This is a genomic window from Rhizobacter sp. Root1238 (assembly GCF_001425825.1).
Classification (GTDB): Bacteria; Pseudomonadota; Gammaproteobacteria; order Burkholderiales; family Burkholderiaceae_C; genus Rhizobacter.
In genome coordinates, this window is record NZ_LMDM01000012.1 from 1 (window position 1) to 21,469 (window position 21,469).

The 21,469-nt window shown below is 68.1% G+C and carries 14 protein-coding genes; 7 read left to right on the plus strand and 7 right to left on the minus strand.

What is annotated here, in order from left to right; translation table 11 throughout:
* Positions 1-207 precede the first annotated feature (207 nt).
* Positions 208-1,104, minus strand: a complete 897-nt coding sequence (ppk2, locus tag ASC98_RS10965; protein ID WP_056810141.1) for a polyphosphate kinase 2 — start codon at positions 1,102-1,104, stop codon at positions 208-210.
* Positions 1,105-1,220: 116 nt separating this feature from the next.
* Between ppk2 and ASC98_RS10970 the strand changes: the two genes are divergently transcribed.
* From ASC98_RS10970 to ASC98_RS10980, 3 genes are all read left to right on the plus strand, one after another.
* Complete coding sequence (locus ASC98_RS10970; protein WP_056810139.1) at positions 1,221-2,825, plus strand: inorganic phosphate transporter; 1,605 nt, start codon at positions 1,221-1,223, stop codon at positions 2,823-2,825.
* A gap of 182 nt (positions 2,826-3,007) precedes the next feature.
* On the plus strand, positions 3,008-3,652 hold the full coding sequence (locus ASC98_RS10975; RefSeq protein ID WP_056810136.1) for a response regulator transcription factor: 645 nt from the start codon (positions 3,008-3,010) through the stop codon (positions 3,650-3,652).
* Positions 3,649-5,460 (plus strand): ATP-binding protein, encoded by a 1,812-nt coding sequence (locus tag ASC98_RS10980; RefSeq protein WP_056810133.1) that lies wholly within the window; start codon positions 3,649-3,651, stop codon positions 5,458-5,460. Before ASC98_RS10975 ends, ASC98_RS10980 begins: the two co-directional genes overlap by 4 nt.
* A 36-nt stretch (positions 5,461-5,496) precedes the next feature.
* Here the strand turns inward: ASC98_RS10980 and ASC98_RS10985 are convergent, their stop codons facing one another.
* From ASC98_RS10985 to ASC98_RS31070, 4 genes are all read right to left on the minus strand, one after another.
* The gene (locus tag ASC98_RS10985; RefSeq protein WP_056810130.1) at positions 5,497-5,700 is read right to left on the minus strand and encodes a hypothetical protein; all 204 of its coding nucleotides are present in this window, start codon (positions 5,698-5,700) and stop codon (positions 5,497-5,499) included.
* Between the two features lie 236 nt (positions 5,701-5,936).
* A complete protein-coding gene (locus tag ASC98_RS10990; RefSeq protein WP_056810126.1) occupies positions 5,937-6,524 on the minus strand; it encodes a hypothetical protein in 588 nt (195 codons plus the stop codon).
* Positions 6,521-8,767 (minus strand): RHS repeat domain-containing protein, encoded by a 2,247-nt coding sequence (locus ASC98_RS10995; RefSeq protein ID WP_082541750.1) that lies wholly within the window; start codon positions 8,765-8,767, stop codon positions 6,521-6,523. Before ASC98_RS10995 ends, ASC98_RS10990 begins: the two co-directional genes overlap by 4 nt.
* Positions 8,764-9,396: an RHS repeat protein gene (locus tag ASC98_RS31070; RefSeq protein ID WP_056810120.1), complete on the minus strand. Its 633-nt coding sequence runs from the start codon at positions 9,394-9,396 to the stop codon at positions 8,764-8,766. Before ASC98_RS31070 ends, ASC98_RS10995 begins: the two co-directional genes overlap by 4 nt.
* Positions 9,397-9,595: 199 nt before the next feature.
* Here ASC98_RS31070 and ASC98_RS11005 point away from each other — a divergent pair, with 199 nt between their 5' ends.
* A complete protein-coding gene (locus ASC98_RS11005; RefSeq protein WP_162249248.1) occupies positions 9,596-10,588 on the plus strand; it encodes a hypothetical protein in 993 nt (330 codons plus the stop codon).
* Here ASC98_RS11005 and ASC98_RS11010 read toward each other — a convergent pair.
* Complete coding sequence (locus ASC98_RS11010; protein ID WP_157597811.1) at positions 10,566-12,311, minus strand: hypothetical protein; 1,746 nt, start codon at positions 12,309-12,311, stop codon at positions 10,566-10,568. The genes ASC98_RS11005 and ASC98_RS11010 overlap by 23 nt on opposite strands.
* Before the next feature lie 186 nt (positions 12,312-12,497).
* Positions 12,498-13,433, minus strand: coding sequence for a hypothetical protein (locus ASC98_RS11015; RefSeq protein ID WP_157597812.1), 936 nt, complete (start codon positions 13,431-13,433; stop codon positions 12,498-12,500).
* A gap of 237 nt (positions 13,434-13,670) precedes the next feature.
* Between ASC98_RS11015 and ASC98_RS11020 the strand changes: the two genes are divergently transcribed.
* Genes ASC98_RS11020 through ASC98_RS11030 form a run of 3 tightly spaced genes read left to right on the plus strand, consistent with a single transcriptional unit; the run spans position 13,671 to position 21,413 of the window.
* Positions 13,671-15,791 (plus strand): CHAT domain-containing protein, encoded by a 2,121-nt coding sequence (locus tag ASC98_RS11020; RefSeq protein WP_056810107.1) that lies wholly within the window; start codon positions 13,671-13,673, stop codon positions 15,789-15,791.
* Between the two features lie 8 nt (positions 15,792-15,799).
* Complete coding sequence (locus tag ASC98_RS11025) at positions 15,800-17,434, plus strand: ShlB/FhaC/HecB family hemolysin secretion/activation protein (RefSeq protein ID WP_057480030.1); 1,635 nt, start codon at positions 15,800-15,802, stop codon at positions 17,432-17,434.
* A gap of 10 nt (positions 17,435-17,444) precedes the next feature.
* Positions 17,445-21,413 (plus strand): S-layer family protein, encoded by a 3,969-nt coding sequence (locus ASC98_RS11030; protein ID WP_082541753.1) that lies wholly within the window; start codon positions 17,445-17,447, stop codon positions 21,411-21,413.
* Positions 21,414-21,469 lie beyond the last annotated feature (56 nt).

Below are 21,469 nucleotides of genomic sequence, written 5' to 3' on the forward strand. Positions count from 1 at the left end.
TGGCCCGCGTGCGCAGCACGCTTCGTGGACTGACTGTCGCCGACTGTTTGACCACAGCGAACGAAGTGAGCGGAGGGAGTTTCGGCGACGGGCCATGAAGCCAGCCAGCGGAGGGCAGTCCTCGGCCCCCGGGGGGGCCGAGGACCGCCCCCGACGGCGCGCCACAGCCTCCCCACCCGCGCCTTTGCACGCCCCAACGCCACCGCGTCAATACAACTCAGGCACGATCATCTGCTCCGGCACCGGCTGCCTGAAGTAATCGTCATGCCGCACCCGCTGCGGCAACTCGATCGGCGCGTGCGCCACCTCGCCGTACGGCAGCTGCCCCAGCAGGTGCGCGATGCAGTTCAGCCGCGCCTTCTTCTTGTCGACCGCCTGCACCACCCACCACGGCGCCTCCGGGATGTGCGTGCGCTCCAGCATGATCTCCTTGGCCTTGGTGTAGTCCTCCCAGCGGCGGCGCGACTCCAGGTCCATCGGGCTCAGCTTCCACTGCTTCAGCGGGTCGTGGATGCGGCCGAGGAAACGCAGGTGCTGCTCCTCGTCGGTGATCGAGAACCAGTACTTCAGCAGCACGATGCCCGAACGCACCAGCATCTTCTCGAACTCGGGCACGGTGCGGAAGAACTCCTCGTACTCGTCGTCGCTGCAGAAGCCCATCACCCGCTCGACGCCGGCGCGGTTGTACCAGCTGCGGTCGAACAGCACGATCTCGCCGGCCGCCGGCAGGTGCGTCGCGTAGCGCTGGAAATACCACTGCGTGCGCTCGCGGTCATTGGGCGCCGGCAGCGCCGCGACGCGGCACACGCGCGGGTTCAGCCGCTGCGTGATGCGCTTGATGACACCGCCCTTGCCGGCCGCATCGCGGCCCTCGAACAGGATCACCACCTTCTGGCGCGTGCCGACCACCCAGTCCTGCAGCTTCACCAGCTCGCCCTGCAGCCGGAACAGCTCGCGGAAATAACTGCGACGCGCTTCGCGGTCCGACGGCGTGCCGTCGGGGTCGCGGTCCTCGATCTCCAGCTCGAGCTCCTCGTCGTAGCTGTCCATCAGATCGCGGTGGATGCGCTGCATCCACTCGTCTTGCTCGGGGTTCACGCTCATGGTGTGTACGGCAGGTTGGAAGGAAACACGGGTGCCCGACGGTGCAACAACCCGATGACGGGATCGTGACAACCGGCTGTCATCCGGCCGTCACGACGCCGTCCGACGATCCGGCCATGAACACGACCACCGCCGGAACACTGCCGCCCTCGTCACGCCCCCAGCTGGACAGCAAGCCCGGCCCGCTGACGGCGGTCCTGTTCGTCGGCCTGCTCGCCGCCGGGCTGCTGTTCACCGGCTACAGCCTGGTCGGCGACATCAGCGAGGCCGGCACGCCCGCCACCACCTGGGTGCCGTTCCTGCTGCTGGGCGTCGCGCTGCTGATCGCGCTCGGCTTCGAGTTCGTCAACGGCTTCCACGACACCGCGAACGCGGTCGCGACCGTCATCTACACCCACTCGATGCCGCCGAACATCGCCGTCGTCTGGTCGGGCTTCTTCAACTTCCTCGGCGTGCTGGTGTCCAGCGGCGCGGTGGCCTTCGGCATCATCTCGCTGCTGCCGGTCGAGCTGATCCTGCAGGTCGGCTCGGGCGCCGGCTTCGCGATGGTGTTCGCGCTGCTGATCGCCGCCATCGTCTGGAACCTCGGCACCTGGTGGCTCGGGCTGCCGGCCTCGTCGTCGCACACGCTGATCGGCTCGATCATCGGCGTGGGCATCGCGAACGCGCTGATGCACGGCCGCGACGGCACCAGCGGCGTCGACTGGGCGCAGGCCACCAAGGTCGGCTACTCGCTGCTGCTGTCGCCGCTGGTCGGCTTCGGCTGCGCGGCGCTGCTGCTGGTCGCGCTGCGCGCCTTCGTGAAAAACCGGGCGCTCTACGAAGAGCCGAAGGGCAACCAGCCGCCGCCGTGGTGGATCCGCGGCCTGCTGGTGCTGACCTGCACCGGCGTGTCGTTCGCGCACGGCTCGAACGACGGCCAGAAGGGCATGGGGCTGATCATGCTGATCCTGGTCGGCACGGTGCCGATGGCGTACGCGCTGAACCGCGCGATGCCGGTCGACCAGGTGACGCAGTTCGCCGCGATGGCGCAGGCCACGCAGACCTCGCTGCTGCACGGCGCCCCCGCCGCAACATCGGCCGATCCGCGCAAGACGCTGTCCGACTACGTGCGCACCAAGGCACTGACCCCCGACGTGGTGCCGGCGCTGGCCGCGATGGCCGGCCGCATCGGCCAGCAGGTGAAGCAGCATGGCTCGCTGGCCCGCGTGCCGGTCGACGCGGTCGCGAACGTGCGTAACGACATGTATCTGGCCTCGGAGGCGATCCGCTTCCTCGACAAGGCCGACAGCGCCGGCATCGATGCCGATGCGCGCGCCAACCTGATGGCCTTCAAGAAGCAGATCGACGACGCGACGAAGTTCATCCCGCTGTGGGTGAAGGTGGCCGTCGCGATCGCGCTGGGCCTGGGCACGATGATCGGCTGGAAGCGCATCGTGGTCACCGTCGGCGAGAAGATCGGCAAGACCCATCTGACCTATGCGCAAGGCGCGTCGGCCGAACTCGTGGCGATGATGACGATCGGGGCGGCCGACGTCTACGGCCTGCCGGTCTCGACCACGCACGTGCTGTCGTCCGGCGTGGCCGGCACGATGGCCGCCAACCGTTCGGGGCTGCAGATGTCGACCATCCGCAACCTGCTGATGGCGTGGGTGCTGACGCTGCCGGCGGCGATCCTGCTGTCGGGTTCGCTGTACTGGCTGTTCACGCACCTGTTCTGACAAGGCGCGCGGTGGGACGACACACCCCCGTTCGGGCGTGTGGGATCACGCGTTTCGCCCGAATGGGTGGTTTGCCTCCTGCGCGCTCAGCGCATACGATGCGCGCTTGCTTGAGCGTCGATGAGGCCTCCCCTGCGATGAATCCTGTTCTGCACACTGGCGCCGAATCCACGGCCGCTGCCGTGTCCGCCCACCCGAAGGTCCTGATCGTCGACGACCACGCGCTGCTGCGCGTCGGCATCGTCACCAGCCTGTCGGCCATCGAGGGCACGCCGCTCGAGCTGATCGAGGCGAGCACGCTGCACGATGCAATCGAGGCCTATCGTGCCCACCCCGACACCACGCTGGTGCTGCTCGACCTGAACATGCCCGACTGCAAAGGGCTGCAGGGCCTGAAGCAGTTCCTCGAGACCTTTCCGCAGGCGCGCGTCGCCGTCATCAGCGGCACGCAGGATGAATTCGTGATTGGTCAGGTGCGCGCGCTCGGCGCCGTCGGCTACGTCACCAAGGGCCAGGCGCCGGGCTCGATGTGCGACATCGTGCTCTCGCTGCTATCGGCCGCGCCCGGCGGCGCCAACGGCCATGGCGCCCACCACGGCGCCAGCGGGCGCTTCCCGCGCTTCCCGAGCTCGTCCAGCTACGACCGCGTCGCCGAACTCGGCCCGCGCCACCTGGAGATCCTCGAACTGGTGCTGTCCGGCTGCTCCAACCAGGAGATCAGCACCGCCACCGGCCTGTCGCTCGGCACCATCAAGAACTACGTGTCGACGATCCTGCTCGCGCTCGACGTCAAGTCGCGCTCGCACCTGATCAGCCTGTTCCGTTGAACGGTCCGGTGAACACGCGGCCGCCGGTGGTGTTCCGCATCGCGCCTTCGGCCGCCCACGACGCGCACGACGAAGGCCAGGAACGCCGCCGCGAGCGCACCGCCGCGTCGCAGGTGGAGCGCTTGTTCCGGCATCCCTACCGGTCGATCGCGGGCGCGTTCGCGGTCGCGCTGCTCGGCTGGGGCGTGTTTGCGCTGCTGACCGACGAGCCCCGCGTGCTGTGGTGGTCGGCCGCGATGCACAGCGTGCAGGGGCTGCAGCTGCTGCTGGCCTGGCGATTCCGGCGCCAGGGCCGCGCCGCGCTCGCCGAGCCGCAGCAGTGGTTGCGGCGCTACCTGGTCATGCTGGCGCTGTCGTCCACCGTGTGGGGTGCCGCCGCCTGGTGGCTGTTGCCGAGTACCAACTGGACGGCGACCTCCTGGCTGGTCGGCGTGCTGGTCGCGGTGGCCGCTGCCGGCGCGCACCTCGCGACGCCGTACCGGCCGGCCATCTACTGCTGGCTGCTGCCGGTGCTGCTGCCGCTGATCGCGGTGCTGCTGCGCGAGGGGCTGCCGCTGTCGCTGACGCTCGGCTCGCTGGTGGCGGTGTCGGGGCTGGTGATCGGCGTGTTCGCGCTGTCGCGCCACCGGCTGCTGATGCGCGAGCTGCAGACCAAGCTCGACAACGACGCGCTGGTGCGGGCGCTGCGCCAGCAGGTGTTCCTGGTGGAGCGGGCGAACCGCGAGAAGAGCCGCTTCCTCGCGTCGGCCAGCCACGACCTGCGGCAGCCGATGCACGCGCTCGGCCTGTTCGCCGCGACGCTGCAGAAGCAGCTCGGCAGCTCGCCGCTGCAGCCGATGGTGACGAACATGATCCGCTCGATCGACGCGCTGGAGCAGAGCTTCACGTCGATGCTTGACATCTCGAAGCTGGACGCCGGCGTGATCGAGCCGAACCTGCAGTCGTTCCCGATCCGCGACCTGTTCCGGGTGCTGCACATGCACTGCAGCGGGCAGGCCGAGGAACTCGGGCTGTCGCTGCGCTTCAAGCCGGGCGGCAAGATCGTCACCAGCGACCCGCATTTGCTGGAGCGGGTGCTGAGCAACCTGATCCACAACGCGATCCGCTACACGAACGAAGGCGGCTTGGTGGTGGTGGCGCGCAACCGGCGGCATCACGTGAGCATCGAGGTGTGGGACACCGGCATCGGCATGGCCGAAGACGAGCTGCCCAAGGTCTTCGACGAGTTCTACCAGGTCGGCAACCCGGGGCGCGACCGCACGCGCGGGCTGGGCATGGGCCTGGCCATCGTCAAGCGGCTGGTGGTGCTGATGGGGCACCGGCTGGAGGTGGCGTCGACGCCGGGCCGCGGCACGGTGTTCCGCATCCTGATCAAGCAGACCGAGCTGGTCGAGATGGACAACATGGTGATCGCCGCCGACACCGTGCCGGCCGAGGTGGATGCGAACCGCACGGTGCTGCTGATCGACGACGAGGAGATCATCCGCGAGGGCATGCGCGAGCTGCTGCAGACCTGGGGCTACCACGTGCTGACGGCCGGCACCATCCTCGAGGCCTGCACCGAGGTGCGCCGCCATGCCGGCGTGATCGACGTCGTGGTGTCCGACCTGCGGCTCGCGAACGACGAGGACGGCATCGCGGCGATCGAACGCGTGCGCGAGTTCTACGGCGCCCCGCTGCCGGCGCTGCTGATCACCGGCGACACCTCGCCGGAGCAGGTGAAGCGGGTGCACGACAGCGGGCACCAGGTGCTCTTCAAGCCGGTGCGGACAAGGGAGTTGTATGCGGTGTTGAGGGCGGTGCCGTAGGGCGGCGGTATCGAACTGTGCACCCCGTTGAGCGCCTCAAGTTTCCAGGTCAGGAAATTGCCGATAGAGGTGCGCGTTGACCTGAATCTCGATGGACCCAATGGCCAGTCCAACGCCTTTCTTCACTTGCTCGAACTCCTCGCTGGAGACCTTGTCCTTGACGATGGCGAGCACCGAGGCAAGTTCCTCAACAGCGGCAAGTGCCTTTTCCTTGATTCTGACTGCTTGGTCTCTGTTCATCGTTTCCGTCTTCCAACCGAGGCCCGATTCCGAGACTCGAAAATGCCGGTATGAGCCCGGGTCACCTCGTCATGTCGGGCACGCAACGCAGTCTGAGTTGGTGGGGCGCCAAGGCCTCGATCCATCCCCTGGCGATCAGAAAAGGTCTTCAGCAGCCATGAACAAGCTTCGAGGAGGTCATTGAAGTCACCGCTTCAGCTCACGCCCCGTCTTTGCGCAGCAATAGGGAATCGTTGTCATCGCATGCTCCGCGGATAGGTGGTTGCGTCGACAGGGGTTGCTTGCTCGACTGTCATCCTTTTCGACTGTTCGACACGCAGTGCCTTCAGGCGCTCATCTCGGTCCTGGCGGAGCGTTGAGTCAAGTTCCCTTCGAACACCGGGCCACCCGGATTCGATGGTGCGCAGCAGCACCTTTGCACGCCCAGGAGAAACCACCATCAGGCTTGAAGCAACAGCGTCAGGATGCTTCGCGAACACCGAAGCCAACGCTTCGGGGACCGCTTCGTCCGCCGAGTTCTGGCGGGAGACCGCGTACGCCATCAGTGCGCGAAGCAAACCCTCGTCAAACTCCCGGTCAAGCATATCCACAGCCCGACGCACGCACGGCAAGGCCGTCTTTTCGCTGTACTGTTCGTTCTGCCTGCGCAAGGTCTTGTAGGTGGTTCCATCGCCTGAATTGACTGAGCGCTTGAATCGCTCGTTCAGGTCAATGCCTCGTCGGAGAACCTGAATGACCTGTGCCGGGTTCTTCCGCTCGCAGCCAGCGTCCGCCAAAGCCGGATACAAAAAAAAGATTGCCACGAAGGTCAGCGACCACCTCATTGCGGGTACCTCACGATGACAGGGATTCCCGACCAACCTTCCTTGAAGTATTCGCGGAGGGCGTCATGAACCGTTCTTTGAGCTGCGCCGCATGCCGGACCAATGCAGCCTTGAGTACCCGGCACGTTTCCATCAGGATGAATACGCAGGAGATCCCGGGAAGTCTGGAAGGTCGGATCGAGGTCAAGGCTCCATCCCCTGCCCTCGCATTGCATGGCCTTGTTACCCACCTCATTGCGTGGGCGGAAGTTGCTGCCGTCGTAGACACCCTCGGGCAATCGCCCGTTGCCCCAAGGGCCGGACACCGCCGGCACCCGGAACTCAACACCCATGTCTTCGTATCCCGTCAGGTAGGTTCCATCGAAGACCAGACGATCGAGCAGGCCAGAAGGATCAACTCGCGATGTCGGATTTCCGCGCACGTACGCATAGGTATTGATTCCCCCCGCCAACCCGATCGGATCGCTCTGCGTGTAGTCTCCGCCCTCCTTCCGGTAGTAGCGGTTCCAGTTGTAGAACAGCCCCGACTCCGCATCCGCGTACTGCCCTGGGAATCGCAAGTTGAGCATGAACTCCCCGAGCCCGGCTGGGTTGGTCAGCGGCGCCGTGGTGCCGAACGGCTCGGCCATCCAGCTCCACCGCGGCCGGCCTTCGCGATCGACCACCATGCGCGGCGTGTTCAGGTGATCGGTGTGGATGAAGTACACCAGCGGCGCGCCTGCCGCGTCCGACGGATCCGGCATGAACACCGCGACCGGCACGTCGTCCAGCCACACGTATTCGCGGATCGCGCGGCCCTGCGCGTCGTACTCGCCGAGCAATTGACCTTGCGGGTCGTACACGAAGATTACCGTGCTCTGCGGCCCGTCGCTCGTGAACTTGCGGATGCGCCGCCGCTCGGTGTCATAGCTGTAGCGCGCCGTCACCCCGCCTCGCGCGAGCGCTGCCAGCTGGCCCGGCAGGTCGTAGCTCGCGGTGTAGCCCGCGCTGTCGCTCGTCGTGTTCCCCGCGTTGTCATACCCGAAGCTGCGCGCTGGGTTGGTCATCGCAGCAAGCCGGTTGCTGGTCGCCTCGGTCACGTAGGTGCTGGGCACCCCGCTCAGGCTCAGCTCGGTGCGGTTGCCGTTCGGATCGTGAGCGATCGCCCAGCTGGTCGTCGCGGTGACCACGCTCGTGAGCCGGCTGTTCGCGTCGTGGCCGAAGTTCTGGTCGAGCGCGGGTCGCGGCATGCCATCCAGCGCCAGGTGCGTGAACGAGACGATCCGATCGGCTTCGTCGTAGCGGATGTCGCGGAAGACATCGCCAATCCGCAAGCGCACGATGCGCCCGTCGAGGTCGGTCACCCGATCGTGCACCTGCGCACCGCGGGCCATCGCCCACTGCCAGCCCTCGACTGTCCCGAACGGCTGGTACATCACCTGATCGATCAGCAGCACCTCGGCACTTCCCGCGTCCTTGGCCAGCGCGATCGACGCAATCTGCGAGCCGTTCCAGCGGATCGCCACTCGGCGACCCGACGGGTACGTGATGCCGGTCAGCCGCCCGAGCGTGTACTCGTAGCCGACGACGGTCGTGACCGGTGCACTGTTGCCTCCAGCGGTCGGGCTCACCCGCTGCGTGCTCGTGACGACCTCGCCCCACGCGTTGTAGGCGTACTGCGTCGACCCGCCGGGAAAGATCGTCGAAGTCAGGCGCCCGATGCCAAAGCTGAAGCCCGGCCCGGTCTGGCTGTGGTTCCAGACCAGCAGCGCGTCCGGCTGCCCGGGCTGCAGGTACTGGATGGCATTCAGCCGACCTGCCGCGTCGTAGGCGATGCGCGCGGTCACGCCACGGCTGTCGATGCGCGTGCTCACGCGACCGGCTTCGTCGACGCTGAGGTCGGTGATGCCGGTGTCGGGACTGATCACCTGGCGGCCGCCACCGTTCTTTTCGGGGTAGCGCGTGACCAGCCGGCGCGGGTCGGTCACCTGCGTCACGCGGTCGCGACCGTCATGCTCCAGCTCGGTCACCCCGCCCGAGGGATCGACGTGCGCCTTGAGGCGGTTCAGCGGGTCATAGGCCAGCCGTGTCTCCAGGTTCAGCGTGCCGGCGCCGCGGATCACCTTCGTGACCTGTCCTTCGGCGTCGTATTCGTAGCGCGTCACCGAGCGGGGCGAGACCGGCGGCGCTGGCAGCGTCTGCGCCTGCGCTGTCAGGCCCGCGACGACGCCGACGGCAACGAGGCACCGCACGGCGGCCCTCACCGCGCTGCCTCCCGGCCTTCGCTCTGCTGCACCCGCCCGAGCGCGTCGACGATGCGCTCCAGCGTTCGACGCAACGTCCCCTGCGGGTCCTGCACCTTCTCGCGAACCTTGATGCTGGCCATGTCCAGCAGGTAGTCGATGCGGCGGCCCTGCTCGTCGTAGACCGCGACCTGGCGGTGCGCATCGTCGTAGTCCCAGCCGACCCAGCTGCCGTCGGGCAAGGTCAACCGCTTCAGCTGGCCCACGGCATCGTAGGTGTAGCGCGTGATGCGTCCGGCCACGTCGCGCGACAGCAATCGCTGCCGCAGGTCCCAGGTCTGCAGCGTGACGATGCCGTTCGGGTCGACGCTCTCCAGCAGCTTGCCCATGCGGTTGTAGCGCAGGTAGCGCGTGACGCGACCGTCGCTCGTGGTCTCGCTCTGCAGATCACCCACCGTGTGATCGGCGGTCTTGTCCTCGTAGTAGGTCCACGTGGTCGTGGTGTGGTCGGGCGCCGTGGCAGTGAGCTTCTGCCCGCGCACGTTGTAGGTCCAGCTCCAGACCTGGGCGCCGGGCGGGTACGCCGCCACGGCGTTCAGCGGCACGGCGAGCGAAGCGATGACGGCAAGCCGCCTGATGATGTCCAGCATGAATCCCCCTGATCTGTTTGACGCTTGACGCGCCGCAGTCTTCGGAGGGGATGTGCAGGAAATGTGGAGATCACCCTGGTGGCGATGTGTTCGCCATGCGAGCGCGCGGGTGTAGCGTTGAGGGCAGTGCCTCGACGGGGAGAACCAAACGGCGACGAAAGGCCACTCAGCCAGGTCTCGACCACCCTGGAGCCCACCCATGAAACCGAACCTCACCGCCGTTGCGACTCGCCACCGGACGCAATTCGTCGGCGAGCCGCTCAAGACCAAGCTCGGCGGGATGGGCAGTCGACGGCGCCGCGCCGACGCAAGAAACGCAGCCACGAGCGAAGTCCAGCGCCATGGCCTCGTTCGCCTCGATTTCTCGCGCCGAAGGCTGACCCCGGACGAACTCGCCCAGGCCATCGACGCCTTGACGACCCATCATGTGCATGGCCTGGACTTCGGCGCAACGCAGCTCGACGATGACAAGGTCCGGCGGATTGCCGAAGCATTGCTGACGAATACCTCGCTGACCGAACTGAACCTGTTCAACTGTGGCCTCGACTCGAAAGCGGTCGACCTGCTGGCCACTGCGCTGCGCAGTCATGCCACGCTGCGGTCGCTGACGCTCGCGTGTGCCAACGCGGCAGCATCCGGCGAATCCCTTGCAGCACTGGTCAAGGCCAACGGCGGCCTGCGATCGCTCGATCTGTCCTGGTCACGCCTCGACGGTCCGGCCCTGTGCAGGCTCTTCAACGCGCTGCCTGAGAACACCAGCCTGGACCGGGTCCGGCTGCGAGGCCTGCACATTCCGACGGAAGCCGTCTTCGCGCTGTCGACTGCGCTGCGCCGTGCCGCCGGCTCCCTCCTGGCACTGGACCTGTCGGGCTGCACCATCGATCAGGGCGATGCGGATCGATTGATCGATGCCGTCGCAGCAAGCGGCCTGTGGGCCATCGAACTGGTTGGAACCTCGCTGTCCGAGCGGCAGCAGGCGCGGCTTGAGAACGTCCTGATGACGAACCGCAGCCGCTCCTCGGCGACCGGCAGCCTGTTGCAATGCCTGCGCACCGACCACCACCTGCCGCTCGACATCTGCGCAGAGATCATGCGACACATTCCTCTCGATGCCGAAGGCCTCGGAACCGTGAGGAATCTGCGCGCATGGGCGATTGCCATCGACCCAGTCAATCCTGGGTCTGCAGTCTGAACATCACATCCACCAGGTTGCGCAAGGCAGACGGCTCCTGACGAGTGTCGAGCGCTCGCGTCAAAGCCATGAACGCTTCCTCGAGTGCGTCCGTGAGACCCATCGACAGCCAGGTGACGACGCGCCCTGCCGTTTCGAGATCATCGCCGACCATATCGAGCATTCCGTTGAGCGCGCGTCCTATTGCCGCCTTGGCGAAAGGCTTGCGAAAGGCAATCTGATCGAGGTCCGATTTCAGAGACTTCAATACGGTCAGGAGGTCGGTGGCACTGCCGCGTTCGAGAGCGGTCTCAAGACGGCTCATGGCGCCGAAGAAGCTGGTCGCTGCCTGGCGCCGGCAGTCCGGGTCCGCAACTTCCAGCGCGTCAAGGACGGCGTCGCGGAACTGGACCGCCAGCGGTTCCAGCTGCCGTTTCTTCTCATCGACAGAAGCGTGCTCCAACGGCAGCTCTTCCACAGCCTCCTTGAAGTCCGCCATCGCGGCCCGGATCATCGAGCGTGCAGGCTGAACTGCGTGTTGCTCGTACTCGTATGCCGCAATGCGGGGCGCGATCTCGTCCAGCGTCTCGTCGACAGTGGCGTCGTCTTCAGAACCCAGCTTCTGCAGGGTCTTCTCCAACGACCTCCCGGATTGCCCGATGTCGCAAAAATCTTCCAACAGCGCGATGCGGACTTTCTTTCTCATCGGGGCATCGAGCAACTGCCGCAGTCCCTGCCTCACCTGCTCGTCATCGAACTGATTCGAGTCGCTGAGCCGACCGAGTGCTTCATCGAAGGCAGTACTGTCCTCACGCAAGGCGCCCGAATGCATCCACCACTGGCGCACGAAGTGCCCGCGCACCTCGTTCTCATGGCAGGCGCCGGTCCACGACTGCCAGAGGTCGCTCACGGTGTCACAGGGGAGCTCGATCTTCGACGTCGACATTTCCTGTGCCAGCGTCGTCATTGCCATGCCCAACTGCCGCTCGACGTAGCGCAACCCGCTGCCCTCATTCTTCACATCCGAGAAGGCCTGCTGCATGCGCGCGACGGTCATGCCCAGCTTGATTCGACGCATGCTCGTGACGACTTCCCCGAGACGGGCAATGTCATGCGACGGCTTGGTGATCTCCTCGCGATCACCGTCGTCCGGGGGGGAGATGGCGTCCAGGTCTTGCCGATGACTTGTCAGCAGCGCGCGACAATGCGAGGCAAATTCCTTGTTTTGACTTGATTCCGCATGTCGTACGAGGTCGTTCCTGAGCATGTTCACTGCTTCTCTCAACCGGGCCGGCCGCGACGGGGTGACCGCATTCGCCATCGTGTGTTCGACCGTCTGCAGCAAGTCTTCCAGGATCTTTGCCTCCTGACCGGGAACAATGAATTCGATGTCCGGACGAGCGTCATCACATTCCTTGAAGACCTTCAGCACATTCTTGGCCGACGGTGAGTGACGCACGAACGTCGCCAGCTTCACCTCTTCGTCAAAGCTCACTTGCAGTCCCTGCTTGCCGGCGGAGCCCGGCTTGCGCAGGATCCCCGAGCCAGACTCCTGCCCGGTCCATGGTTCGGGCAGAGACGCGCGCTTGGCATGAACTCGTTGCTCATACATGTCGCTCCTGAGCCGCATCGGCGTCGTCGACACCTTTTTCTTGCAGACGCCGTCCTCGTGCGGCGCCTGCAGTGGAACGATTCCACAATCCTGAAAAACGATTCCACGATCCCTGGAAGAGGGTGCCTTCATAGACTGCTCCAAACAATGACGGCGCCCCGGGAAGACATTCCCCGGGTCACGTCAGTGGCGCGGCACCGGTAGCAGTTCCATGGCAGGTTGGTTTGTCAGCTCGTGTCCACGCACGAATGCCGACGAAACGTGGCGCGCGGTGGCCAACGGTCTGAGGCGTCTTCGCCGCCGCGCTTCAATGCGATGTCAATCGCGCTGTGCCAGCCTGGCGATCTGGCGCGCCACCTCGGTGATCAGCGGCCGGAAATCCGCCGAGAGCCGCGTCACGTCGCCACCGAGCAGGGTCCACTGGTGGGTCAACGCCTCCAGCGCATGTCCCACGGCGACCGGCGACTTCGCGCCTTCGCAGAGCGAATCCAGCGCAACGCAAGCCCGCTCGGCGGCCAGGTCGACCTCGTGCGCGCTGGGCAGCCGGGCATGAGGGAGGACATTGGCAAAGACGTTGGCAACGACGATCTCGAGGATCTCGACCTGCCAGTACTCCCGCAGCATGCCCGGGTCGGTCATGTGATCCGCGATCAGGCCGAGTTCGTCCTTCACCATGTCGGCCTCACCGCCCAGAGCCGCCTGGGTCAGCACGCCACGGAACAGCGCGATCAGCGCCAGCTTGCGCGAGACCCCTGTCCAATCCGGGCCATGGCGCCGCCCCGCGACCGCCAGCATGCGGTCGGAGAGATCCGATACCAGCGCCGACAAGGCCCTGGCCCGCGCCGATTTCAATGGCAGCTTGCCGATCGCTCCGGTCCGCGCGCCGGCATCGCTCATGAGCTGCAAGGCCTCCCGCTCCGGCACTGAAGTCCGGGCCGGCGCCTGCGGCAGGCGTGGCGGCGGAGCAAACGAGACGAGGCGTTCGTCCGCTGCGAACCCGACCTTCTTCATGGGCTCGGCCTCGTTCTCGGGCCTGGCCTTCTTCCTGCGCCTGAGCGCAGTCGCTTCGCCGGCATCCTCCGGGTGAAGCGCGGCCCGCTTGAGGCCGGCACCGGCCATCAACTTCACGTTCTTGACCTCCTTGCCCACCTTGGGCGGCCTCGTGATCTCTTCAAGCTTCCTGCTGAGTGGTCCGGCCACATGGCCCGCGCGCGGGCCTTTGCCTCCACTCATGCGATCGATGTTCTTGTTCAAGGCAGACCTCCCATCATTGAACAGCCCCCTCTGTAACAGCGGGCGTCGGAAAGTTCACGCGGCATGCTTCCCCCTAGAACACGCACCGACTCACCTTGGTCACTTTGTGACCGCCCCCCCGCCTCCTAGCATCGCCCCGCGATTGCGCTCACGCGCGGCCCGCGGCATGCGTGGGCCGGCATGCACCGAAAGGCATAGGTTGTGTTGATTCCTTCAGTTCGTGCGGGCTGCGTGGCGATGGCCTGCGCATTGCTGCTGGCCACCGGCGCCCACGGCCAGTCGACCCCATCGGCCGCCGCGGCCGACGGCCTCGCCCCCGCCAACACGCAGGCCCGCGATGCGCTCGCCCGCCAGCGCGACGCCGAAAGCCTGTTCTCCGTCAGCGCCGAAGGCAAGGCGCTCTACGAACGCGATGTCGTCAAGCTCGACGGCTACGGCTACTGCGGCCGCTCGATCTCGCTCGCCGAACAAGGCGAGTTCCGCCAGAGCATCCGCGCCGCCAGCAAGGCGCTGCACCTCGGCCAGGCCGACGACAACGACGACCTGAAATCGCTGGCGCAGCGCGACCTGGCGATCGCCTACAACTACGCCGGCCTGCTCGACGAGGCCGAGCGCTTTGCCAACGGCTCGCTCGCGCTGACGCCGAAGAACCCGCAGCAGGCCCACGCGCCGTCGCTGAAGGTGCTCGGCGACATCGCGGTGCGCCGCGCGCGCTACGGCGACGCGGCCGGCTACTACGGCCGCAGCATCGCGCTCGCGAGCGACCGCTTCCGCCCGCTGGTGCAGGTCTCGCTCGCCAACGCCTACACCGCCGCCGGCCGCGCGCCCGAGGCGCTGAAGCAGCTCGACCAAGTGCCGGTGCGCGAGGCCGACAAGCTCGGCCCGTTCTACAAGCGCAGCCGCGCCAACGCGCTGCTCGGCAGCGCACAGCCGAACGAGGCGCTGGTGCTGTTCAGGCAGGTGCTCGCCGACCCCGGCACCGGCGACGCCGCCTACCACCGGCTGTGGGCCTCCGAAGGCATCGCGCGCGTCGAGGCCGCGCGCGGCGACAAGGCGGCCGCGCTCGCGGCCTACCTCGACACCGTGCAGCAGGCCGAACGGCTGCGCAGCAGATTCACCAGCGAGGAGTTCAAGACCGGCCTGTTCGGCGACATCCAGCAGGTCTTCAACGCCGCGCTGAACCTGAGCCTGGACGCGCGCAACTACGAGGCCGCATGGACGCTGTCCGAGGCGTCGCGCTCGCGCCAGCTGCTCGATTCGATCCGCGACCGCGCGAGCGACACGCTGGCGCAGGAGCGGGTGTCGCTGGCCGAGCTGCAGCGCTCGCTCGGCACCGGCGATGCGGTGCTGCAGTTCCACGTGCTCGACGACCGCAGCATCGTCTGGCTGGTCACCCGCAGCGGGCTGTCGGCCGCGGTGATCCCGCAGGGCCAGGCCTCGCTCGCGAAGCAGGTCGACGGCTTCCGCAGCAGCGTCATCGAGCGTCGCCGCGACACCACCGCGCTCGCGCAGCAACTCTACAAGTCGCTGCTGTCGGGCGTCGACCTGGGCCAGACGGACGACAAAAGCACCCGCCGCCTGTTCGTCGTGCCGCACGGCCCGCTGCACTACCTGCCGTTCCAGGCACTGCACGACGGCCGCGGGTTCCTGGTCGAGCGCAGCGCGCTGGCGGTGTGGCCGTCGGCGGCCGTCGGCTCGAAGCTGCTGGCGCGCGGCAATGCGCAGGCCTCGTCGCTGCTCGGCTTCGGCAACCCGGCCACCGACCGCGACGTGCCGCCGCTGCCCGGCGCCGAGCGCGAGGTGCAGAAGGTGGCCCAGCAGTTCGGCCGCAGCGAGGTCTTCGTGCAGCAAGAGGCCACCAAGCAGCGCTTCAAGGCGGGCGCCGCGTCGGCGAGCGTCGTGCACATCGCTGCGCACGCCGAGCTCGACGAGGTCGATCCGCTGTTCTCGCGCGTGCTGCTGGCGTCCACGCCGAGCGAACCCGGGCTGCTGGAGGCGCGCGACATCTACAACCTGAAGCTCGACGGCGTGCGCCTGATGACGCTGTCGGCCTGCGAGAGCGGCCTCGGCAAGGTCGCGCGCGGCGACGAGATCGTCGGCTTCACGCACTCGATCCTGTCGGCCGGCGCCAACAGCATCGTCGCGTCGCTGTGGCCGGTGGCCGATGAATCGACCGACCTGCTGATGACGCGCCTGTACCGCGAACTGGCCGGCGGCCGCGACCTGATGGGTGCGATGCAGCAGGCCGAGCTGGAGGTGCAGAAGAACCGCCGCTTCGCGCACCCCTTCTTCTGGGCCCCCTTCAACGTGATCGGCAACGGACGCCTGCAGGTCTTCAACGCCGTGGCCGCGCGATGAGAACAAGCATGACCCACCTCCCCCTTCGCACGCTGCCGATGGCGCTGGCGCTGGCCTTCCCGCTGCTGGCGCACGCCCAGGCCGAAGCCCCTGCGCTGCGCAACGCGCCGCAGCCTGCCGACGCCGCCTCGGCGCCGCGCGCCACCGCGAAGCCGGTCGTCCGGTTCACGATCACCTCGGTGCGCTTCACGCCCACCAAGGCGGTGCCCGAAGCCGAGCTGCAGCAGGTCGTCAAGCCCTGGTTGAACCGCGAGATCGCCGCCACCGACCTGGCGGTGGTCGCGGTCGCGCTGCGCCGCCTCTACGAGGAGCGCGGCTACGGCCTGGTCGGCGTCGGCTTCCCGACGCAGGACCTGGCGCAGGGCGTGCTGCGGATCGCGATCGTCGAGCCGCGCATCGTCCGCGTGACGGTCGAGAGCCCCGACAAGCCGCCGATCTCGCCGCAGAAGATCGCCGCGGTGCTGGCACGCAACGGCATCGCGAAGGACGAGCCGCTCGACGTGCTGGCGCTCGACCGCGCGATGTACACGCTGAACGACTGGCCCGGCGTCGGCGCGAAGTCGACGCTGCTGCCGACCGGCGACGAAGGCCGCTACGCGATCGCGGTGCAGACCGAGGCGCGCCGCGGCTGGGATGCGAGCGTCGATGCCGACAACTACGGCTCCGAGGTCAGCGGCAGGTACCGCGCCGGCGCGCTGCTGCGCTGGAACAACCCGACCGGCTCGGGCGACAACCTCGACCTGCGCGCCTCGGTCTCCAGCGGCAAGGGCACGCTGGTCGGCCGGGCCGGCTACGAGATCCCGCTCGGCGCGAGCGCGTGGCGGCTGGGCGCCGGCATCTCGCGCGTCGAGTACGAGCTGGGCCAGGACTTCGCCGGTACCGGCGCGGTCGGCTCGGCCAACGTCGCCGACGTGTCGCTGTCGTACCCCTTCATCCGCACACGCGACCGCAACCTGGTCGGCCGTGTCGCGCTGACGAGCAAGAAGTTGGTCGACGAGTTCGGCGACACCACCGAAAAGAAGATCCGCGGCGGCGAGTTCGGCCTGTCGTTCGAGAACCGCGACGCCTTTGCCGGCGGCGGCTTCACCGGCGGCAACCTCTCGCTGCAGTTCGGCAAGCTCGACATCGAGAGCGCCACCTACCGCGACTACGACAGCGGCCTGGGCGACCGCGCGACGCAGGGCAGCTTCCGCAAGCTCGGCGTGCAGGTCAACCGGCTGCAGGCCATCGTGCCGCGCGTCTCGCTGTTCGTCGGCCTGGTCGGCCAGTTCGCGAGCAAGAACCTCGACAACGCCGAGAAGATGACGCTCGGCGGCGCGCGCGGCGTGCGCGCCTACCCGTCGGCCGAAGGTTCGTCGGACGAGGCCGCGGTGCTGAACACCGAGCTGCGGCTGTGGATCGACCCGCAGTGGACGGGCTTCGTGTTCCACGACGCGGGCCACGGCAAGCGCTTCAAGCGCCCGGATGCCGACGGCCGGCCGAACACGCTGAACCTGCACGGCTCGGGCCTGGGCGTGCAGTACACCAACGCCGAGTTTTTCACGCTGAAGGCCGCGGTCGCGCGGCGCGGCGACGAGCCCGTCACCTCCGAAGCCGACGACAAGCGCACCCGCTTCCTGGTCGAGCTGCAGCACGCATTCTGAGGATCCCGCCATGGCAACCCGCAATCGCTCTCTCGTGTCGTCCCTGGGGTCATCCCATGCGTTCCAGCCGCGCCGGCTGCCGGTCGCGCTGGCCGCCGCCCTCGCGCTCGGCGGCACGGCGCTTGCCGCACCGCCGCTCACGCAACTGCCGGTCGTCAAGCCCGGCGGCGCGCAGATCAACGCCACCGTCGGCACCGCCACCGGCGGCGCGAACCCGACGCTCGCCGTCACGCAGAACGCCAGCGCCACCAACCGGGCGCTGGTCGAGTGGGAGAGCTTCAGCGTCGGCAGCAGCGCGAAGGTCAACTTCACGCAGCCGAACGCGCAGAGCATCCTGATCAACCGCGTGACCGGCAATGCCAACGGCATCCAGGCCAGCGAGATCTACGGCGGCATCAGTGCCAACGGCCGGGTCTTCCTCGTCAACCCGACCGGCATCGTGTTCGGGCCGACGGCGCAGGTGAACGTCGGCTCGCTGGTGGCGACCACGCTCGACCTGTCGGCCAGCATGACGGGCAACAACTACGCCGGCTTCGTCAACGGCAGCGGCGGCATCGACTTCGAGACCACCGTGGCGCCGGCCGGTGGGCGCAGCGTGCAGGTGCTCGTACCCGACACGCTGGTGCCGCAGATCCAGACCGGCAACGGCGGCTCGATCCTGCTGATCGGGCGCGACGGCGTCGAGCAGTCGGGCACCATCAGTGCGCCGCGCGGCTCGATCACGCTGACCTCGAGCGGGACCGCGACGCTGGCGCCGGTCACCACCAGCGGTTTCATCCAGATCGCGGTCGACACGCCGGCCCAGCGCAGCAGCGGCGTGCTGCTGGGCACCGGCTCGCAGACGCTGGCCAGCGGCGGGGCGATCCGCGTCGGTGCGGCCGTCGGAGAAGACGGCACGCGCAGCGAGACGATCACGATCCAGGGCCTGGTCAGCACCGACAGCACGACCGGCGCGGGCGGCACGATCGACATCGATGTCGGCAGCGATGCGGCGTCGAAACTCGTCCTGAGCGGCGACGCGGTGCTCGGCGCCAGCAGCACGGTCGGCCGGGGCGGGCGCATCACGCTCGGCGGGCGCGACATCGCGCTGGACAACACGGGCAAGGTCTCGGTGGCCGCCGATGGCGCGACCGGCGGTGGCAGCATCGCGATGGGCAGCATCAACACCGGCTCGCTGGTGGTCGCAAGCAACGCCGTCGTCAGCGCCGATGCCACCGGCACCGGCGATGGCGGGTCGATCGCGATGCAGGCGATGCTGAACCGCATGGTGTCGGCCTCGCCGACCGGCCTGCCGCGCGTCGAATTCGGCGTGCTCGAGATGTACGGCACGCTGCATGCGCGCGGCGGCGTCAACGGCGGCAACGGCGGCAGCATCGAGACCTCGGGCCTTGCGGTGACGGCCAGCCTGGCCGACAGCACCTCGGGCGCGCTGATCGGCCATGGCACGGTCGACGCGGGTCCCCGCGCGGCGGGTGGCCAGACCGGCACCTGGGTGCTGGACCCGTTCGACGTGACGATCTCGGCCAGCGGGGCCACCACCACCGACGGCTTGTTCACCCCGACGGGTCCGGGCGCCAACATCCGCGCGGACAACCTCTCGGCCGCGCTCGACAGCGGCACCAGCGTTGAAATCTCGACCGGTTCCGGCGACACCGGCAGCGCGACCGGCACCATCACGCTGGCGGACAACACCGCCATCGTGCGCAGCGCGGGCACCGTCGCGACCATCCTGACGCTGCGGGCGCACGACAGCGTCGTGATCGGCACCGGCAGCTCGATCACCGTGAAGGGCGCCGGCCCGTTGGACATCAACCTGCTGAGCGACCTGGACAGCACCGGCAGCGGCAACATCAGCATCAACAGCGCGACGATCACGACCGGCGGCGGCAGCCTGCTGTTGAGCGGCGGCGGGGCGCCGGGCGCCGGATTCGCACACGGCAACGGGCAGATCGCCGGCGTCGACATCAACAACAGCAGCATCGACACGCGCGGCACGACCGGTACCGGCGACGTGACCATCCGCGGCGCCGGCGGCCCGGGCACGTTCGAATCCGGTGTCTCGATGTTCGGCGCCGACATCACCGCGAACGACATCACCGTGCTCGGCACCGCGGGTGCCGGCTCGGGCGTGCAGATCAGCGGCGCCACGCTGACCACCGCGGCCGGCACGGTCGACCTGCGCGGCATCGCGACCCGGATCGCGAGTGCCGGCAACCCGACCATCGGGCTGGACATCGGCTCGCTGGACATCTCGGCCGGCACGGGCTCGGTGCGGCTGGCCGGGCGTGCCGACGATGCCGGCTTCACGCCGACGGCGATCACACCGGCGGTCGGGCTGCGCTACAGCACGCTGTCGATCGCCGGCGCGGCCGGCTCGACCGGCACGATCACGCTGGCCGGGCAGGCGGCGAATGCGAGCGGCGGCACCGGCGTTCAGTACAACGTCGGCGACAGCAACGGCCTGCACATCGACAGCGGCCCGAGCAGCAGCACGCCGGGTCCGACCGGCGCCAACGTGGTGATCGGCGGCGAAAGCGGTGGCGGCACCGCGCTCGACCTCGGCGCCTCGTTCAACCCGTTCGTGCGCACGACCGGGTCGGTGAACTTCCGGCCGCTGGGAGTCGATGCGAACGGCGGCTTGACCGAGCAGACCGGCATCGCGATCCGGATCGGCGCGGCCAACGCCGGCGGCCCGCCGGTCAACGAGTTTCGTGTCGACCCGACCTGGCTGCGGCCGGCGGGCGACGTCGATGGCGGCGTGACGGCGGCCAAGGGCATCGTCGTCGGCTCGGCCGGCCACGTCGCGCTGATCACGCTGGATGGCGGCGTGCTGACGAACCACGACAGCGTTTCGCTGACGTTGCAGAACCAGGGCAATGGCGCGGCCGGCATCGTGCTGGGCGGGCAGAACACGATCGGCACGCTCGGGCTGATGAGCAGCGGCACCGTGACGCAGGCCGGCGCGATCGCCGTGCAGACGCTGGTGATCCAGGGCAGCGGCGGCAACAACGTGACGCTGACGAACGCGCAGAACCAGATCGGCACGCTGGCCTTCGATCCGCCGGGTTCGCTGTCGGTGGTGACCGGCGGCAACCTGGTGATCGATGCGGCGAGCGCGGCGTCGTTCGACGCGGCCGGTGCCGGCTTCTCGACGCTCGCGATCACCGACAGCCAGGGCGGTGCGACGGCGCTGCTGCAAGCGGCCGGCAGCATCACGCTGAACCGTTCGATCTCGATGGACAACGAGATCGGCCGCCTCGACATCGTGTCGCCGACGCAGGTGGTCTTCGGCGCCGGCGCGACGCTGTCGGCCGGTGCGCGCTGGAGCGTGTGGGCGCCGGCGGTGACCGGCCTGGCGGCCGACTCCGGCGCGGTCCGCTACTACGGCTGCGCGTTCGGCGACACCGGGACGTGTTCGGTGTCGGGCATCGCGTTGCCGTCGACGGGCCGGCAGGTGCTGTTGCCGACGCAGCCGACGATGACGGTGGTGGCAGCGCCGGCGAGCGGACCGGCCGGCGCGATCCCGCCGCTGACCTACACGGTGACTGGACTGGTCGGTGGCGACACCGCCGCGACCGCGCTGACCGGTGCGCTTGCGACGACGGCGACGCCGACCAGTCCCGACGGCAGCTATGCGATCACGCAGGGCACGCTGGCCTCACCGACCGGCTACGCCATCACGTTCCAGGGCGCGAACCTGGTGCTCGGCGTGGCAGCGGCGCCGATCGGCAACCTGGACATCCTCGGCGTGACGCGCGAGGCGCTGCAGTCGCGCTTCCAGTCGCAGTTCGAATCGGGCGTGTACGGGCGCAACCTGGCGCAGCCCTACATCTGCACCGCGGCGTCGCTGATCCGCGGGTTGTCGTCGGACGACAAGCAGGCCGATCCGCTGGCGTCGGAATGGGGCAAGGTGCGGAACCAGCCGCAGCTGTCGGGGTGCCTTGATGTCAGCGACGGAGGGTCTTGTTCGGCGTTCTGATGTTGGCGCTGGCGCGTCGCGGCGGGTGAGGGGATGGGCCGGGGGCTCATGCTGGG

Coding starts and splice junctions, on each gene's coding strand:
- ppk2 (WP_056810141.1), bottom strand. CDS start 1,104: ATGAGCGTGAACCCCGAGCAAGACGAGTGGATGCAGCGCATCCACCGC.
- ASC98_RS31070 (WP_056810120.1), bottom strand. CDS start 9,396: ATGCTGGACATCATCAGGCGGCTTGCCGTCATCGCTTCGCTCGCCGTG.
- ASC98_RS10990 (WP_056810126.1), bottom strand. CDS start 6,524: ATGAGGTGGTCGCTGACCTTCGTGGCAATCTTTTTTTTGTATCCGGCT.
- ASC98_RS11005 (WP_162249248.1), top strand. CDS start 9,596: ATGAAACCGAACCTCACCGCCGTTGCGACTCGCCACCGGACGCAATTC.
- ASC98_RS11030 (WP_082541753.1), top strand. CDS start 17,445: ATGGCAACCCGCAATCGCTCTCTCGTGTCGTCCCTGGGGTCATCCCAT.
- ASC98_RS10970 (WP_056810139.1), top strand. CDS start 1,221: ATGAACACGACCACCGCCGGAACACTGCCGCCCTCGTCACGCCCCCAG.
- ASC98_RS10985 (WP_056810130.1), bottom strand. CDS start 5,700: ATGAACAGAGACCAAGCAGTCAGAATCAAGGAAAAGGCACTTGCCGCT.
- ASC98_RS11010 (WP_157597811.1), bottom strand. CDS start 12,311: ATGAAGGCACCCTCTTCCAGGGATCGTGGAATCGTTTTTCAGGATTGT.
- ASC98_RS11020 (WP_056810107.1), top strand. CDS start 13,671: ATGGCCTGCGCATTGCTGCTGGCCACCGGCGCCCACGGCCAGTCGACC.
- ASC98_RS11025 (WP_057480030.1), top strand. CDS start 15,800: ATGACCCACCTCCCCCTTCGCACGCTGCCGATGGCGCTGGCGCTGGCC.